At 62.7% G+C, this 16,397-nt stretch carries 12 protein-coding genes; 7 read left to right on the top strand and 5 right to left on the bottom strand.

The features are described 5' to 3' along the window. Window positions 1–87: 87 nt before the first annotated feature. Window positions 88–3,552: a DUF2126 domain-containing protein gene (locus Q7V20_RS07430; RefSeq protein WP_304788739.1), complete on the bottom strand. Its 3,465-nt coding sequence runs from the start codon at window positions 3,550–3,552 to the stop codon at window positions 88–90. 247 nt (window positions 3,553–3,799) lie between these two features. Between Q7V20_RS07430 and Q7V20_RS07425 the strand changes: the two genes are divergently transcribed. The 6 genes from Q7V20_RS07425 to Q7V20_RS07400 all read left to right on the top strand — a co-directional run bounded on the left by Q7V20_RS07425 (window position 3,800) and on the right by Q7V20_RS07400 (window position 10,072). After that, window positions 3,800–4,192: a hypothetical protein gene (locus Q7V20_RS07425; protein ID WP_304788737.1), complete on the top strand. Its 393-nt coding sequence runs from the start codon at window positions 3,800–3,802 to the stop codon at window positions 4,190–4,192. 125 nt (window positions 4,193–4,317) lie between these two features. Further along, window positions 4,318–5,550 carry an efflux RND transporter periplasmic adaptor subunit gene (locus Q7V20_RS07420; protein WP_304788736.1) on the top strand — a complete coding sequence of 411 codons (1,233 nt, stop codon included), beginning with the start codon at window positions 4,318–4,320 and terminating at the stop codon, window positions 5,548–5,550. A 21-nt stretch (window positions 5,551–5,571) separates the two neighbouring features. Next, on the top strand, window positions 5,572–6,288 hold the full coding sequence (locus Q7V20_RS07415; protein ID WP_304788734.1) for an ABC transporter ATP-binding protein: 717 nt from the start codon (window positions 5,572–5,574) through the stop codon (window positions 6,286–6,288). A gap of 22 nt (window positions 6,289–6,310) precedes the next feature. Further along, on the top strand, window positions 6,311–7,471 hold the full coding sequence (locus Q7V20_RS07410) for an FtsX-like permease family protein (protein WP_304788732.1): 1,161 nt from the start codon (window positions 6,311–6,313) through the stop codon (window positions 7,469–7,471). Between the two features lie 13 nt (window positions 7,472–7,484). Further along, window positions 7,485–8,654, top strand: coding sequence for an ABC transporter permease (locus Q7V20_RS07405; protein ID WP_304788730.1), 1,170 nt, complete (start codon window positions 7,485–7,487; stop codon window positions 8,652–8,654). Continuing rightward, on the top strand, window positions 8,651–10,072 hold the full coding sequence (locus Q7V20_RS07400) for an alpha/beta hydrolase domain-containing protein (protein WP_304788728.1): 1,422 nt from the start codon (window positions 8,651–8,653) through the stop codon (window positions 10,070–10,072). The genes Q7V20_RS07405 and Q7V20_RS07400 overlap by 4 nt, the downstream gene beginning before the upstream one ends. A gap of 40 nt (window positions 10,073–10,112) precedes the next feature. Here the strand turns inward: Q7V20_RS07400 and Q7V20_RS07395 are convergent, their stop codons facing one another. Together Q7V20_RS07395 and Q7V20_RS07390 are read right to left on the bottom strand one after the other, a co-directional pair. Beyond that, window positions 10,113–11,435 (bottom strand): acyltransferase, encoded by a 1,323-nt coding sequence (locus Q7V20_RS07395; protein ID WP_304788726.1) that lies wholly within the window; start codon window positions 11,433–11,435, stop codon window positions 10,113–10,115. Window positions 11,436–11,443: 8 nt separating this feature from the next. Continuing rightward, entirely contained in the window at window positions 11,444–12,769 is a 1,326-nt protein-coding gene (locus tag Q7V20_RS07390; protein ID WP_304788724.1) for an acyltransferase, read from the bottom strand. A 123-nt stretch (window positions 12,770–12,892) separates the two neighbouring features. Between Q7V20_RS07390 and Q7V20_RS07385 the strand changes: the two genes are divergently transcribed. Further along, entirely contained in the window at window positions 12,893–14,680 is a 1,788-nt protein-coding gene (locus Q7V20_RS07385; RefSeq protein WP_304788722.1) for a hypothetical protein, read from the top strand. A gap of 73 nt (window positions 14,681–14,753) precedes the next feature. On the opposite strand, the gene Q7V20_RS07380 is transcribed toward Q7V20_RS07385, so the two are convergent. Together Q7V20_RS07380 and pgl are read right to left on the bottom strand one after the other, a co-directional pair. After that, window positions 14,754–15,365 carry an isoprenylcysteine carboxylmethyltransferase family protein gene (locus tag Q7V20_RS07380; protein ID WP_304788720.1) on the bottom strand — a complete coding sequence of 204 codons (612 nt, stop codon included), beginning with the start codon at window positions 15,363–15,365 and terminating at the stop codon, window positions 14,754–14,756. A 99-nt stretch (window positions 15,366–15,464) separates the two neighbouring features. Next, window positions 15,465–16,184 (bottom strand): 6-phosphogluconolactonase, encoded by a 720-nt coding sequence (pgl, locus tag Q7V20_RS07375; protein WP_304788718.1) that lies wholly within the window; start codon window positions 16,182–16,184, stop codon window positions 15,465–15,467. Window positions 16,185–16,397: the final 213 nt, after the last annotated feature.

Below are 16,397 nucleotides of genomic sequence, written 5' to 3'. Positions count from 1 at the left end.
CGAGATGCCCGTATTGTCAAAGAGGCATGCAAGATTTTGACCAAGGGTTAGCCAAAAAGTCACATGCCGCCCAACCAGGTTTTGCCGTCAAACCCCGCCAATCTTGGCCGTGCGCAAGTCCAGCGTCAGCGGGTGCTCAATGCCCGGCTTGAGCGGCTTGACCGACATCACACCCGGCGTGTGCCCCATGCGGAAGAAGCGTGACAAACGCCGGCTTTCCGCCTCATAGGCATTGACCGGGAAGGTGTCGTAGTTGCGTCCGCCCGGGTGGGCCACGTGGTACTGGCACCCGCCCAGCGAACGCTTTTGCCAGCTGTCGACCAGGTCGATGGTCAGCGGCGCGTCGGAGCCGATGGTGGGGTGCAGGCACGATGGCGGCTGCCAGGCGCGGTAACGTACCCCCGCCACGTATTCACCCACGCGACCCGTGGGATGCAAGGGCAGGACGTGGCCGTTGACGGTGACCACATGGCGGTTGCCATTCAGGCCCGTGACGCGCACTTCCAGGCGCTCCAGCGACGAGTCGACATAGCGCACCGTGCCACCGGGCGAGCCTTCTTCGCCCATCACGTGCCAGGGCTCCAGCGCCGTGCGAACCGTCATGCGCGCACCACCGGCCGCCACCTCGCCCACGTAAGGGAAGCGGAACTCGAAGTGCGGCGCAAACCAGGCCGGATCGAAATTGAAGCCCGCCTGCGACAGCTCGGTCAGCACATCGTCAAAGTCTTGTTCGACAAAACTGGGCAGCAGGAAGCGGTCGTGCAGGCCGGTGCCCCAACGCGTCAGGCGCTGCGCGCCATGGCCCTTGTAGGGCTCGCGCCAGAACCAGCACAACAGGGCACGCAACAACAGTTGTTGCACCAGGCTCATGTGGGGATGGGGCGGCATTTCAAAGGCACGCAACTCCAGCAGCCCCAGGCGACCCGTCGGGCCGTCCGGCGAATAGAGCTTGTCGATGCTGAACTCGCTGCGGTGCGTGTTGCCGGTGGCATCGATCAACAAGTTGCGCAGCGCACGGTCGATCAACCACGGAGGGCAATGGCCCCACACCTCGACCTGACGCTCGATCTCGCGCATGGCGATTTCGACTTCATAGACCTGGTCGGTGCGCGCCTCGTCCACCCGCGGTGCCTGGCTGGTGGGCCCGATGAACATGCCCGAGAACATGTACGACAGCGAGGGGTGGTTGTGCCAGAAGGTCAGCAGGCTGGGGATCAGGTCGGGCCGGCGCAGGAAGGGGCTGTCGGACGGCGTGGCACCGCCCAGCACGAAGTGGTTGCCACCGCCCGTGCCCGTGTGGCGGCCATCGACCATGAACTTCTCGGTCGACAAACGCGTTTCGTGCGCGGCCTGGTACAGGAACTCGGTGTGATCAACCAACTGCTCCCAGCTGGAGGCCGGGTGGATGTTGACCTCGATCACGCCGGGATCGGGCGTGACTTGCAGCAGCTTCAAGCGGCCATCGCGCGGTGGCGGATAGCCCTCCAGCACAATCTGCATGCCCAAATCAGTGGCCGTGGCCTCGACCGCAGCGAGCAGATCGAGGTAGTCGTCCAGCACCGTCAAGGGCGGCATGAAGACGTACATCACGCCACCGCCCTTGCCGTGCGCTTCCACCTTGGGGCCATTGCTGCGGTCGGGGTTGCGCACCTCGACGCACAAGGCCGTGCGCGTGACCCAATGGGCGGACTCGAACCGGTTGGGCGCGCGTCCCGGATCACCGGTGATCGTCAAACCATGTCCATCGGCGCCCGAGGCGGCACCCGCCCCCAGACCCAGTTCACCCTTGGTCGGCAAGCCCGCATCCAACTGCATCTGATGGCGCCCATACTGCGCCTTCAGTTGCGCAGCAGGCGCCAAAGCCGCCTGCGGTGCGAAGGGATCGTGCTCGTAGCTGTACGGGTATTGCTCGGCCGACACCCAGGGCAGCGAATCCAGCGGCAGGCGATAGCCCATGGGCGAATCGCCCGGCACCAGGTACATGCGCCCATCGCGGAAGAACCAGGGGCCGCTGATCCAGCGCGGCGCGTCCATCATCGCGGCGGACTCGCGCTTGAGCGGCAGCACGTAGCCCACCGTCTTGTCCAGGCCATAGTCGAACACGCGACGCAGGCGCAGGCGCTCCATCTCGTCTTCCAGGCGCGTGTCGAAAGGGTCGACATTGATGGGCAAACGACGCTCGCGCCACATGTAATACCAGGCATCTTCATAGCCAGGCAGGATGTGCTTGGTGCCCACACCCAGTTTGGCGGCCAGCGTCTCGACGAAGAGCTTGGCGTCGTCGCTGTTGTAGCTCACACCATTCTGCTCATCGGCGAACAGGCTGGGGTCGTGCCAGCAAGGCTCGCCATCGGTGCGCCAGAAGATGGACAGGGCCCAGCGCGGCAACTGCTCGCCCGGGTACCACTTGCCCTGGCCAAAGTGCAGGAAACCACCCTTGCCATAACGCTCGCGAAGCTTATGCACCAGGGTCGTGGCCAGGCCTCGCTTGGTGGGGCCCATGGCCGTGGTGTTCCACTCTTCGCCCTCGCGGTCATCGACCGACACGAAGGTGGGCTCGCCGCCCATGGTCAGGCGCACATCGCTGTTCTTGAGCTGTTGATCAACATCGTGGCCCAAAGCATCAATGGCCTGCCATTGCTCGGCTGAGTAGGGCTTGGTGACGCGCGGCGACTCGTAAATGCGCGTGACGCCCATCTCGTGGCTGAAGCTCACTTCGCACTCATCCACCGCGCCGCTGACGGGTGCGGCGGTGGTGGGTTCGGGCGTGCAGGCCACGGGGATGTGGCCTTCACCGGCCATCAGGCCCGAGGTCGGGTCCAGCCCGATCCAGCCGGCGCCGGGCAGGAAAACCTCGCACCAGGCGTGCAGGTCGGTGAAATCGACATCGGTGCCCGATGGGCCATCCAGCGCCGCCACGTCGGCCTTGAGCTGGATCAGGTAGCCGGACACAAAACGCGCGGCCAGGCCCAGGTGCCGCAAGGTCTGAACCAGCAGCCAGCCCGTGTCACGGCAGGAGCCGGATTTCAAGCTCAGCGTCTGCTCGGGCGTCTGCACGCCGGGCTCCATGCGGATGGTGTAGCTGATGTCGCCTTGCAGGCGCTGGTTCAACCCCACCAGGAAGTCGATGGTGCGAACCGTCTTGAGGTCGATGCTGTCCACGAATTTCCGGAACAGCGGCGTGGCGGGATCTTTGACCAGGTAAGGCGCCAGATCGTGCTTGAGGCCCGCCTCATACGAGAAGGGATAGTTCTCGGCCTCGGGCTCCAGGAAAAAGTCAAAGGGGTTGTAGACCGCCATCTCGGCGACCAGGTCCACCGTGATCTTGAACTCTTGCGTCTGTTCAGGAAACACCAACCTGGCCAAATGGTTGGAGAAGGGATCCTGCATCCAGTTGACGAAGTGATTGGCAGGTTCGACCTTCAGCGAGTAAGACAGGATCCGGGTTCTGCAATGAGGCGCTGGGCGCAAACGCACCACTTGAGGAGACAGATTGACCAGGCGGTCGTAGGTGTAATGTGTGACGTGATTGAGGGCGACGTGAATGGACACACTGATCTCCGGAAAGGACTGGCCTGCACCAGTGTGCAGGCGTCTGTGTGACACCAGCAAGTTATGGGCCACGATGGTGCACATTTTGCGCCCTGCGCCACGTTGCCCTTCGCACCCGTGAACTCCGCCCGAACACTCATCCCTTGAACAAGCGACCACGCAATCCCCTAGAGTGGCGCCGCACCCTGTGCCGTAGACTCCAAGCAGCCTTTGAAACACCCTCGCCACCCGGTTTCGGCACCCAGCGATGACGCAAAACTTCATCACCTTTGAACACCCTCGAACGGGCATCACACGCACGGCGCCGATCGGGTTCAACTGGCGCTTGCTGCAGTTTGGTGCCCTGCTCCCGATGTACCAGCGCGAATGGAAGCTGTGCCTGCTGGTCGTCGTTGGTGGCGCGCTCACCTTCAGTGTCAGCAACGTGCTGCTGGCATTTTTCTACAACAAGCTGTACGTTCGCTCGCTGATCGCCGCCGGATTCCTGGCCAGGGGCACAGAAGACGGGTGCATCGCCGAGGTCGAAGCCCACCTGGGCCTGAGTTTGCCGCGCCACCTGCCCTCGGACGAGACCCCCTCCTTTGTCGCCCACCGAATCCAGAATCCCACCCCAGAACCAGCACACGCCCAGCAGGCGTAAACACACACCGAAGCATTTGTCCACCCAGGAAACCCGCGGACCCATCGATTCAAGGGTCGGCACAACGATTAGCGTTAGGGATCACAGGACAGTGCAAAATCGCCTTCTTTACCCGTTGCAACACCATGACTGATGTACCCGTCCCTTCGGCCCTGTCCAAACTCAAGATTGATAGAGGTGTTCAAGCTTCGGTGAAAAAGAAAAAAAGCATCCTGCCATGGGTGCTTGGCGGGGCTGCCGTGCTGGGCGTTGCCGCCTATTTCCTGGTGCCACGCACGGCCGAGGTCACCACCACCACCGTGGTGATGAGCACCCCCTCGCAACAATACGTGCAGTTGACGGCCTCCGGTTATGTCGTGGCCCAGCGCCGCGCTGCCGTGGCCTCCAAGGCCTCTGGTCGTCTGATCGAGCTCAATGTGCGCGAAGGCTCGCACGTCAAGAAGGGCGATTTGCTGGCCCGTCTGGACGCCAGCGACATCAAGGCCGGCATCCTCGGGGCTGAAGCCGCCGTTCACCAGGCCGAGGCCAATGTCGAGCAATCGAACGTCCAGCTGATCAATGCGCGCGCCGAAACCGCCCGCGCCCGTGGACTGGAAGCCCAGGGCTTCCTGTCGCCCCAATCGGTTGAAACCACCGTGAGCCGCAACAAGGCCGCCTTTGCCGCCCTGTCGGCCGCCAAGGCCGCGCTGGAGCAGGCCCGTGCTCAGGTCAAGGTGCAAACGGTTGGCCTGGACTACACCGAGATCCGCGCGCCCTTTGACGGCGTCGTGCTGGTCAAGAATGCCAACGTGGGCGACATCATCACCCCCATGTCCAGCGCCGCTGGCGCCCAAGGCGCCGTGGTGACCATGGCCGACATGAGCACCCTGGAAGTCGAGGCCGACGTGTCCGAGGGCAACCTGTCCAAGACCAAGGTGGGCCAGCCCGTCGAGATCACGCTGGACGCCCTTCCCTCCGTGCGCTTCCGTGGCCACGTGTCGGGCATCGTCCCCACAGTGGATCGCGCCAAAGCCACGGTCATGACCAAGATCCGCTTTGACAAGCTGGACACCCGCATCCTGCCCGAGATGAGCGCCAAGGTGAGCTTCCTGTCGCAGGCCATCACCGATGCCGATCAGCAACCCGTGCTGGCCGTGGCCAACGCGGCCATCGCAGGCAAGGATGGCGCCAGCGTCGTCTACCGCGTCAAAGCTGGCGAAAGTGGCTCGTCCACCGTGGAAGAGTTGAGCGTTCGCCCCGGCCGCAAGCTGGGTGACCTGCGCGAAATCGCTGGTGGCGTCAAATCCGGCGACAAGCTGGTGACCAACCCGCCCGCCCGCCTGAAAGACGGCTCGCGCGTCAGCATCGGTACGCCTTGAACAGAGCAGCCACAGCCCATCATGAGTGATACCGCAGGCAAGCGCGATCCCGTCATCCGCATCGACCACCTGACCAAGACCTACACGCGTGGCGGTCAGCCCATCCCCGTCCTGATGGACATCAACCTCGAAGTGGAACGCGCCGAGTTCGTCTCGCTGATGGGCCCCAGCGGTTCGGGCAAGAGCACCTTGCTCAACCTGATCGCCGGCATTGACCAGCCGAGCTCGGGCACCATCAAGATCAACGGCGTGGACATTGCCACCCTGGACGAAAGTGCCCTGGCCGACTGGCGCGCCGCCAACGTGGGCTTCATTTTCCAGTTCTACAACCTCATGCCAGTGCTCACCGCCTATGAGAATGTGGAACTGCCCCTGCTGCTGACCAACCTGAGCCGTCGCGAGCGCAAACACCACGTGGAGGCCTGCCTGGCCATGGTGAAGCTGTCCGACCGCATGGACCACTACCCCAACGAATTGTCTGGCGGCCAGCAGCAGCGCGTGGCCATCGCCCGCGCCCTGGTGACCGACCCAACCTTGATCGTGGCCGACGAGCCCACCGGTGACCTGGACCGCGCCACCGGCGAAGAAGTCCTCAAGCTGATGGACGAGTTGCACCGCGACCTGGGCAAGACCATCGTCATGGTGACCCACGACCCCAAGGCCGCCTCGCGCGCCAGCCGCATGATCCACCTTGAAAAGGGTGTGCTGGTGACCGACCCCGGCGCCAGCGGGCATTGAGTTGGAAGAGGCCAAGTAGTACATGTTCCTCTTCAAGTTGCTGCTGAAAAATGCCTTCAGGCACAAGCTGCGCACGCTGCTGACCATGGTCGGCCTGATCGTGGCGATCAGTGCTTTCGGCCTGCTGCGCACCGTGGTCGATGCCTGGTACGCCGGTGTGGACGGCACCTCCAACACCCGCCTGATCACCCGCAGCGCCATCTCGGTGGGCTACCCCCTGCCCCTGTATTACGCCGAACGCATCAAGAAGATCGAAGGCGTCACCGGCGTGACCTGGGTCAACTGGTTTGGCGGCATCTACATCGACCGGCGCAACTTCTTCGCGCGCTTCGCGGTCGATGGCAACAGCTACTTCACCATGTACCCCGAGTACATCATCAGCGAAGAGGAAAAGTCTGCCTTCATGGCCGACCGCCAGGGCGCGATCATCGGCCGCAAGCTGGCGCAGCGCTTTGGCTGGAAGGTGGGCGACACCATTCCGCTGAGCGGCACGATCTACCCCGGCAACTGGAACTTCAACATCCGGGGCATCTACCACGCCACCGACGCCCGAACCGACGAAAGCTTGATGATGATGCACTGGGGTCTGCTGGCCGAAAGTGTGCGCCAGCGCCTGGGCACGGCCGCCGCCAACCAGGTGGGCATCTACATGGTGAACATCAAGGATCCGGGTCGGGCCTCGGCCATCTCGCAAGAGATCGACGCGATGTTCAAGAATTCGGTGGCCGAGACCCGCACCGAGACCGAAAAGGCCTTCCAGCTGGGCATCGTCTCGATGAGCGAAGCGATTTTGATGGCTGTGCGCGCCGTGAGCTTCGTCGTCATCCTGATCATCATGGCCGTGATGGCCAACACCATGACCATGACCGCGCGCGAACGCCTGGCCGAATACGCCACGCTCAAGGCGCTGGGCTTTTCGCCAGCCTTCGTGGTGAAGCTGCTGTTTGGTGAAAGCCTGCTGATCGCCACCATCGGTGGCGCCATCGGGATTGCCGCGACTTTTCCGCTGGCGATCGGCTTTTTGCACCAGACGAACAACCTGTTCAAGGTGTTCGAGGTGTCGCAAACCACCATGATCTACCAAGCTGCAGCGGCCTTGATCGTGGGCCTGATCTCCGCCGCCTGGCCCGCCTGGAAGATGTCGAACATCGACATCGTCCAAGGCTTGCGCCACGTGGCCTGATGGGGCGGCAACAATGAGAGCCATCCCCCTTTCCTACGTGATGCGCAACCTGTGGGTGCGCCGCGTCACCACGATCCTCACCGCAGGCGGCATGGCCCTGGTGGTCTTCGTGTTCGCCACCGTGCTGATGATGAGCGAAGGCATCAACGAGACCATGGTGGCCACAGGCCAGCCAGACAACGTGCTCATCCTGCGCAAGGGCGCGGGTGCCGAGATCAACTCCGCCATCACGCGCTCGCAGGCCAGCAACCTGGACGCCATGCCTGGCATCGCCACCGACAACCAGGGGCGCCGACTGGTGTCGCGCGAAGTGGCCGTGCTCAACAACCTGCCCAAGCGCGACACGCTCGAAATGGCCAACGTGACGCTGCGTGGCACCTCGGAGATCGGCCTGGCCATCCGGCCGCAGGTCAAGCTGGTGGCAGGCCGCATGTTCCGCCCCGGCACCTCAGAGATCGTGGTCGGACGCGCCGTGGCCCGAGGCTTTGCCAACATGAGTCTGGGCCACACCATCACAATGGCGGGCCGCGAATGGACCGTGGTCGGCATCTTTGACGCCGAGCGCAGCGGCTTCGACTCTGAGATATGGGGCGACGTTGACCAGGTCATGCAGGCTTTCCGGCGCGCGGTGTATGCCAGCATCGTCTTCAAGCTGGCCAGCATCGAAGCCTTCAACGGCATCCGCCAGGCCATTGCCGATGACCCTCAACTGCAGCTCGACGCCAAGCTGGAAGCCCGCTTCTACGCCGAGCAGTCCGAAGGCATGACCAAGTTCATCAAGCTGTTGGGCTTGTCGCTGTCGGTGATTTTCTCGATCGGCGCCATCGTCGGCGCCATGATCACCATGTTCGCAGCCGTGGCCTCGCGCATTGGCGAGATCGGCACCCTGCGGGCTCTGGGTTTCCGCCGTGAAGCCGTGCTACTGGCCTTCCTGGGCGAGTCACTGGGCCTGGCGTTGGTGGGCGGTATCGTGGGCCTGATGGCGGCCTCGCTGATGCAAACCGTCAACATCTCGACCCTGAATTACCAGACCTTCGCCGAGATGGCCTTCCGCTTCAAGTTCACCTGGAACGTGGCCGTCCAGACCATGTCCTTCTCTTTGCTGATGGGCTTCCTGGGTGGCTTCGTGCCCGCCTGGCGCGCTGGTCAATTGAGCATCATCGAGTGCTTGCGCCAAGCTTGACCCCCTTGCTGCGCGGCCTGCTGCTGTGCGTGGCCCTGGCCCACACCGCCTGCACGGCCCTGGCCCAGGCGCCCACGGCCAGCAAGGTTGAAGCGACAGCCACCGCACACACACTGCTGCCCTCGGCCGCCGGCAGGCCGGTCACCGGCCGCCAGGCGCAACTCGCCACCGCGGGCTACCTGGAAGAAGAGTTCCGCCTGCGGGGCCAATCCCAGGCCTATGCCACCGATGGCGACTGGAACGACGACGGCCACTGGAAGCTCAAGAAACGCGGTGAACCCCAAGCCTACGAGACCCGCGTGCTGGTGCGCCGCCCCAAAGACCCGGCCCGCTTCAACGGCATCGTCTTGGTCGAATGGCTGAACACCTCGCTGGGCTTTGACGTGGATGGTGGCTGGATGGTCACCCGCGACGAGATCGAGCGCGAAGGCTATGCCTGGGTCGGCGTGAGCGCTGAAGCGGCCAGCGTGAAATCGCTCAAGAAGGCCAACCCCGAGCGCTATGCACAAGCGGTGGTCAGCGACAGCGACTATTCCTTTGACATCTATGACCACGCGGCGGTGGCCATCCGTCAGGCCGCCGGGCAATGGGGCAGCGCCAATACCCAGGTCAAGCTGGTGGGCATGGGCTATTCCAAATCGGCCTCCTTCCTCTTCACCTTCATCAACGCTTTCCAACCACGCAGCAACGCCTACGACGGGTTCTACATGCGCGGCGCCACCCCAGCCGCCATCCAGGTCAACGGCTGGCACATCAACATCGTGATGCCCAAGGTGCGCACCGACTCGAAGGTGCCCCTGATGCAGGTCCAGACCGAGATGGAGGTGGCGGTGAGCTGGCCGCTGTCCAAGACACCGGACAGCGACAAGCTGCGTTATTGGGAAGTCGCGGGCGGCACCCACTTCGACCTGCACATGCGCGATGAGTCGCTGATCGCCAGCCAGGCCGATGCCCAGCTGACCACGCCCAAGTGCTTCAACCCTTCCAGCACCCTGCCCACCCAGGTGTTTGACCATGCCGCCTTGCACGCTTTGCGCCACTGGATCACCACCGGCACACCGCCACCCAAAGCACCCCGCCTGCAACGCACCAGCCTGGGCTTTGTGAAAGACGATGACCTGGGCAATGCCATGGGGGGCCTGCGCCTGCCGGAGCTGGATGTGCCCACGGCCAGTTATGGCATGTTCAACAACGGGCCGACCAATTCGCTGGGCTTCTGGGTGGGCTTTGCCTGCATTGCGGGCGGCACCGCCAAGCCCTTGGATGCAGAGGTTTTGCGCTCACGTTACCCCAGCGATGCGGCCTACCTTCAGGCCTACAAGCAGCACGCGGACAAGCTCCTGAGCGACGGCTTCCTGCGCCCATCGGGCCATGCCTTGCTGCTGGAAAAAGCCCGGTCGGTGAAGCTGCCACACTGACCGAGTCTGGGCGCGAATCAGCGCGCGGCCTGTTTCAGCTTCAGCCCGAGATCCCGTCGGCCTTCAAACTGGCCCGCAGCGCCTTCAACTCTGCCTTTCGAGCCGTCACGTGCAGGTCCACCCCACCATCTTTTTGCGGCGTGTTCACCACCATCAGCATGCGGATGGTCATGGGGCAGATGTCGTACCAGTCGGGCGTGCCGCGCCCCAGGTCGATGTCGTAGATGGGCAGCTGGATCACATTGTTCAGGATCAAACCGGCGCGCAAGGTCTCGATGGTGGGCTTGAAGATCAGCCTCCACACCGCCTTCTTTTGCCGGTACGTTTCGGTCAGCGCCAGCATCTTGAACAAGCTGTCGGTGCCGACCTGGTCGTTGTTGGGGCGGCAGCGCTCGGCCAGCATGGGCACGCTTTGTTGGGCCAGATCTTCTTCGCTGTACCGCGCCTCGGCGTAGCACAGGGCGTTGCCGAAAAAATCTCGCGGCAGCTTGAGGCGCCGTTTGTAGCGCAAGTCCAGCACCAGGCCCACACTGCGCGCCATGCCGCGCGGCATGCTGGGTGAAAACGCCTTCATCACATAGGCCGTGACCAGCTCCACCGTGCTCACGCCGGCCGACTCCGGCATCTCAGCCTTGGCCTGCACCTTCCATTGCTGGATGGTCTGGGCGGGCACCCGCATCACTTCGCTCTTCAAGCCCGTCACCGCGCGCCAGCCCAGGCCCAGCATGGTGCGGATGTAGTCGAACCAGCCTGGCGCGACCATCAGGTCATAACTGCCAGACTCAAACTCTGTCTTGCCCGCGTCGATCATGACTTGTCGGTCGAATGATGGCGGTTTGACGGGCAGCCCGCGGCAGGCGTTCGACCAGTTCTGCATGAAGCCCCAGTAGCTGGAACCATCGAGCAGCGAGTGCGGCGCGTAGCAGCACATCAGGATCCCATCGTCCTCGAACTGGAAGATGTTGACCTGAAACAGGGGCGTGTCCTTGTCGACCACCTGCCAGGGCAGCACCAGCTTGAAGAACTGCTTGATGTCGTCCTTGCCCGCCGGGTTCTCGGGCCCATAGGGCATCTTGCCCGCGCAGCGGCTCACGCGGAAGTCGATGCCCGCGTCGTTGCTGTCCACGTAGACCTGGCCTTGCTCGTCTTTCTTGTAGCGCCCGGTCATGATGGGGTAGTGCTTCAAGGTGTCGATCAAGGCTTGTTCGGCCGCCGCCAGGTCAAAACCCTTTTTGTAGACCAGCACCACCGGGATGCCGGCGTGCGCGTGGAAGATGTCCAGGCCGGACAGGTACTGCCGAGCTGCGGTCACGCCCGCATGGAGGCGTTTTTCCACGATCAGGGTGGTGTGCAATTTCGCCATGGCCATCATCAAGCCTTGCCCGAAATGCCATCGGCCTGCAGCCGCTCCCGCAGGGCCCGAAGCTCAGCCTTGCTGGCGGCCATGTGCAGGTCAATGCCGCCGTCTTTCTGCGGTGTCGACACCAGGGCCATCATGCGGATGGTCATGGCGAAGGTTTCGTACCAGTCTGGCGTGCCACGGCCCATGTCGACCTCGTAGATCGGCAGCAAGGACAGGTTGTTTTGCACGATCCCGCCGCCCAGGGTGTCCACCGCAGGCTTGAAGATCAGGCGCCAGATGGACTTCTTCTGCCGGTGGTGCTCGGCCACGGTCAACAGCTTGGACACGGTCGCGACGCTGACCTCATCAGCTGGCGGCTTGCACCGCTCGGCCAGCACCGACAGGCTTTGCTGTGCCAGTTCCTGCTCGGTGTAGTGAGCCTGGGCGTAGCACAAACCATTGCCGAAATAGTTGCGTGGCAAGGTCATGCCTCGCACGTAACGCATGTCCAGCGCCATGCCAACGCTGCGTGGCACACCAGGTGGCATCAGCGGTGACAGCGCCCGCAGTACATAAGCGGTGACCAGCTTGCCTGTGTTCACGCTGCTGGCGTCTGCCAACTCAGCCTGAGCCTGGGCTTTCCAGGACTCGATGGCGTGCGCAGGAATGCGGAAGATCTCTTTCCTGACCTCGGTCAGCGCCCGCCAGCCCAACCGCGACATGAGGCCGATGCCGTCCAGGATGCGCGGTTGGTAAACCAGATCGAAACCCGTGGTGTCGATGCCGGTCTGGCCCGCTTCAATCATCACGCCGCGGTCAAAGGAAGGCACTTCAATCGCGAGGCCACGGCATGCCCTGGACCAGTTCAGCATGAAACCGAAAAAACTGGTTCCATCGAATGTGGAATGAACCATGTACACGCACATCACGATGCCGCCGTCTTCGTACTGGTGGACGTCGGCCTGGATCAAGGGCAAGTCCTTGTCGATGACCTGCCAGGGCATGAACGACTTGTAGAAATGCTTGATGTCCTTGCCCAGTGGGTGGTGTTCGCCATAGGGCATCTTGCCCTCGCAGCGGTACACCCGAAAGTCGATGCCGTGGTCTTGCCCGTCGCTGTAAACCTGGCCCTGCTCGTCCTTCTTGTAGCGACCCGAAACCAGCGGGTAGTGTTTCAGCGTTTCAAGCAGGCCTTGTTCGGCCAGGGCAATGTCGAAACCCTTTTTGTAGACGAATATCAGCGGGACGCACACATGCCCGTGCAGGATATCGATGCCGGTGAGATATTGCCGTGGCGCGGTCCCGCCAGAATGAAGACGTTTGCCAAAAACCAGGGTACGACGCGGCTTGCCCATGAAACTTCCGAAAATCAATCAACCAAAAGAACAGGATTTTTCCAGAATACAAACCCACCCCCGAGGGGGACTTTCCCAGGGGATCATCAAGGTAAAATAGAATATTTGCCAAGGATTTTGGTCATGTGGGGAAGATTTCTCTCTAGCCGCTGGTGCGTGCCTGTGGCCGCCCTGGTCGGAATGCTCCTGATCGCGCCCGCGATGAACATGGGGCTTCTGGGCGATGACTACCTGCACTGGTCGCTGCTGACGGGCAGGTCGGTCAATGCCCAACCCGGCTCCTTTTTCGGCCTGTTCACTTTTGCCGATGGCAACGCCATGGCCAACCAGGCCATGATTGATTCGGGCAGGCTGGTGTGGTGGGCCAACGATCATTTGCGCATTGCCTTCTGGCGGCCCCTGGCGGAATTGAGCCAGCAACTTGATTATCAATGGTGGCCCGATTCACCCGTGTTGATGCACGTGCACAGCCTGCTCATGTATGGCGTGATGATCTTGCTGATCGGCAAGTTGTTCCGCGACCTGGACCCTGATCGGCAGCAAGCCGGGCTGGCCACCTGGCTGTTCGCTGGCAACATGCTGCACGTGTTCGCCGTGGCCTGGCTGGCCAGCCGCAATCAAATGCTGTCCGGCCTGTTCATGGTGCTGACCTTGCTGGGCTACCACCATTGGCGCCAGGGCGGGTCGGCCCTTCATGGCTGGCTGGCGGCCGCCAGCTTCGTCCTGGGCTTGTTCAGCGCCGAGGCCTCCATTCAAACTGCGGGCTATCTGCTGGCCTACGCCCTGTTCCTGGAGCCGGGCAAATCACTGGCGGTCAGGTTCAAGGCCCTGCTGCCCTTCATCGTGATCGCGCTGGCCTGGAAGGCGCTGCACAGCCACCTGGGTTACGGCAGCTTCGGGTCACCAGGCTATGTGGATCCGGCGTCCAACGCCAGTGGCTTTGCCGTGAGCCTGGCTTTGCGCCTGCCGGCCTTGATGGTGGCCCAATGGTTCGGCGTCTCGTCGGTGATGTTCGAGCAACTCGGCCGCACCACACAGTACCTGTACTCGGGCGCCGCCACCTTGGCCCTGCTGGGTCTGGCGTATGCCATTCACGCCTTGGGCGGGTTTCGCTCGGCCCTGGCGCGCTTCTATGCCGTGGGCTCCATCCTGGCCTTGGCCCCAGCTTGTGCAGGCTACCCGTTTGACCGGCTGACCATCAACTCCGACATTGGTGCCAGCGGCTTGTTGTCCATCATCTTGCTGATGGCCTGGCGCCATCGCACCCAGTTGACCGGCTGGGGCCTGGGCTCCGCCAAGAACATCGTTTTGTTGGTGGGATTCATCCACCTGGTCATCTTCCCGGTGGCCAAAGTGGGCACCTCGGCCGTGATGAAAACGCTGGGGGCGGCCGGTGAGGCGCAAGCGCCATTGGCCATGCCCAACACCAGCGCAGGGCAGACAGAGCACTTCCTGCTCATGAACCTGCCTTCGGCCGAAAGCATCTACTACATCCCTTTGATCCGCCAATACCATGGCCTGCTCAACCCCACCACCATGCGCGCCCTGGGGCCCAACAACCAGGCCATGACACTCACGCGCCTGGATGAAAACTCGCTAAAGTTGTCGGTGCCCACGGGCTTTCGCGGCACCATCACGCGCGATCTCCAGAAGCAGCCCTTCAAGGTGGGCGACACCGCCCGGATGGGCGACATCGCGGTCCTGGTGGAAGAGATCACGGAAGACCACGCCCCCAAGACCGTCGTGTTCCGCTTCCCCTCCTCCGTTCAGGCCGCCCCATGGCGTTTCCTGGCTTGGAAGGAAAACGGCGTGACCCAGTTGCAACCGCCCGCCATTGGCCAGTCGGTGGAGATCGCGGCCTACGACGTGGGCAAGGCTGCGCTTCACGCCATGGAGCAGGCCAAAAAATAAGGCGGGCGCCTGGGGTGGCGTCCGCCTTGCAGAGTGCTTGGCCTTAGCCCCATCTCGGGGCCAAGGTCAATGATCAATAAACGAAAGGAATCAGGCGACGGCGGTTGCTTTTGAACTTGGCGTAGGCATCGCCCAGGGCGCGTTCCAGCGCGGTTTCCTCGGCTTCGATGCGGTAGATGTAGATGGCGATGTGGCCAAGCACCATGACCGCGATGCTGCCATAGTTGCCCAGTGCCAGACCCACGCCGACGGCGGTCATGATGGCACCAGAGTACGAAGGGTGCCGAACCCACTTGTAGGCACCCTTGTCGACCACCTTGTGCTCTTTGGCGATGGTGACGGTGGGGGTGAAAAACTCGCCCAGCACGCGCCAGCAGTGCTTGCGCAGCAGCATGCCCGTCACGACCAGGGCCAGGCCAGCCCAGAAGTACACATAGATTTCCGGCTCGCTGACGCGCCAGGGGGCGTACAAGGTCAGGCCAAATGCAGCGAGTTGCAGAACGGTGGAGCCGATGGCGATCACCAAGCCCGAGTACTTGTCGGCCCCGTCATGCTTGGCCATTCTTTGCTGGCTGCGCTTGTGCTGCGCACCCTCCAGGTAATAAGCCCAGATGAGCACGCCCCAGAAAGCAAGTGCATATGGCAACACAAAGGGGAGCGAGAAATAACCATCCATCGAAAACATTTTGAATACCCTAATACAGAACGTCAAACGCATTATCGCATATTAATATCCTGAATTGAAAGGGTAGTTTCCCGTAATAATATGTCTGTCAGGGCAATATCAATTTGAATAAAACACGTGACACGGTATATTCGTCCGGCACCAGGCCAGCCGGATGGGCATGTGGTCGGCGGGGCCAGGCAACCTGGCCTGCTCCAACAGCAATCGTTTGGCCGAACCGGTGATGTGAACCACAACATGACGCGTGTCCAGCAGGGCCCGCTTGCTCAAACTGACGCGGTCCACGGGCACATTGGGCAGGGACGGGGCCGTGATGGCCAGGCAACGCGCCGTCCGGGCGTTATCCAGGGCTTCGGCCAGTTGCGGGGACCCAGGAAACAGCGAAGCGGTGTGCGCATCCGCCCCCATGCCCAGCACCAACACATCGGCCGGCCAGGGCAAGGCTTGCAGGGCGGTCTCCAGCTTGGGCACGCCTTCCACCGCCAGGGCATCGGCCGATTTGAACGGCACAAAACGCGCCTGGCTGGCCAAACCTTGAAGAAGGTGCGCTCTCACCAAGCGCTCGTTGCTGTCGGCATGATCCGGCGGCACCCAGCGTTCGTCGGCCAGGGTGATGCTCACCCGGGGCCAATCCAGAGCCGTCTGTGCCAGGGCCTGGAAGAAGGGGACCGGCGTGCTGCCGCCCGACACGACCAGCAAGGCCTGCCCGCGTTGGCTCAAGCCTTCTTGCAGGCGTGCGGCCACGAAATGGGCGAGGTCCTGTGCCAGGGTCAGGGCGTCAGGGGCTTCATGGAATTGGCAAGGGGCTTCGTCGGGCATGAACCCACTTTAGCAAAGCTGCGCAAGGCCGCCGAAAACCCCGGCTTGGCGTGAAACTTGCTCGACCCAACGGCATGAAAGCATCATTCATCCGCATCGCCGAAATCTGGTTGCCCGACCAGGACCACACCCTGCTGGAGTTTGGAGGCGGGCTGTTCGGCCCCGCCAAGGGCTTTGCCGCCGCCACGCGCTCACTGTGCTTCGGCATGGGCG

Source organism: Aquabacterium sp. (genome assembly GCF_030652515.1).
Lineage (GTDB): Bacteria > Pseudomonadota > Gammaproteobacteria > Burkholderiales > Burkholderiaceae_C > Aquabacterium.
Note: the sequence above shows the minus strand (reverse complement) of the source record. Positions and strands in the feature narration are given on the sequence as shown.

What these genes read in the sequence shown, in the direction of transcription:
- Q7V20_RS07385 (WP_304788722.1), top strand. Translation starts at nt 12,893, where the DNA reads ATGTGGGGAAGATTTCTCTCTAGCCGCTGGTGCGTGCCTGTGGCCGCC.
- Q7V20_RS07420 (WP_304788736.1), top strand. Translation starts at nt 4,318, where the DNA reads ATGACTGATGTACCCGTCCCTTCGGCCCTGTCCAAACTCAAGATTGAT.
- Q7V20_RS07425 (WP_304788737.1), top strand. Translation starts at nt 3,800, where the DNA reads ATGACGCAAAACTTCATCACCTTTGAACACCCTCGAACGGGCATCACA.
- Q7V20_RS07390 (WP_304788724.1), bottom strand. Translation starts at nt 12,769, where the DNA reads ATGGGCAAGCCGCGTCGTACCCTGGTTTTTGGCAAACGTCTTCATTCT.
- pgl (WP_304788718.1), bottom strand. Translation starts at nt 16,184, where the DNA reads ATGCCCGACGAAGCCCCTTGCCAATTCCATGAAGCCCCTGACGCCCTG.
- Q7V20_RS07380 (WP_304788720.1), bottom strand. Translation starts at nt 15,365, where the DNA reads ATGTTTTCGATGGATGGTTATTTCTCGCTCCCCTTTGTGTTGCCATAT.
- Q7V20_RS07415 (WP_304788734.1), top strand. Translation starts at nt 5,572, where the DNA reads ATGAGTGATACCGCAGGCAAGCGCGATCCCGTCATCCGCATCGACCAC.
- Q7V20_RS07410 (WP_304788732.1), top strand. Translation starts at nt 6,311, where the DNA reads ATGTTCCTCTTCAAGTTGCTGCTGAAAAATGCCTTCAGGCACAAGCTG.
- Q7V20_RS07405 (WP_304788730.1), top strand. Translation starts at nt 7,485, where the DNA reads ATGAGAGCCATCCCCCTTTCCTACGTGATGCGCAACCTGTGGGTGCGC.
- Q7V20_RS07395 (WP_304788726.1), bottom strand. Translation starts at nt 11,435, where the DNA reads ATGGCGAAATTGCACACCACCCTGATCGTGGAAAAACGCCTCCATGCG.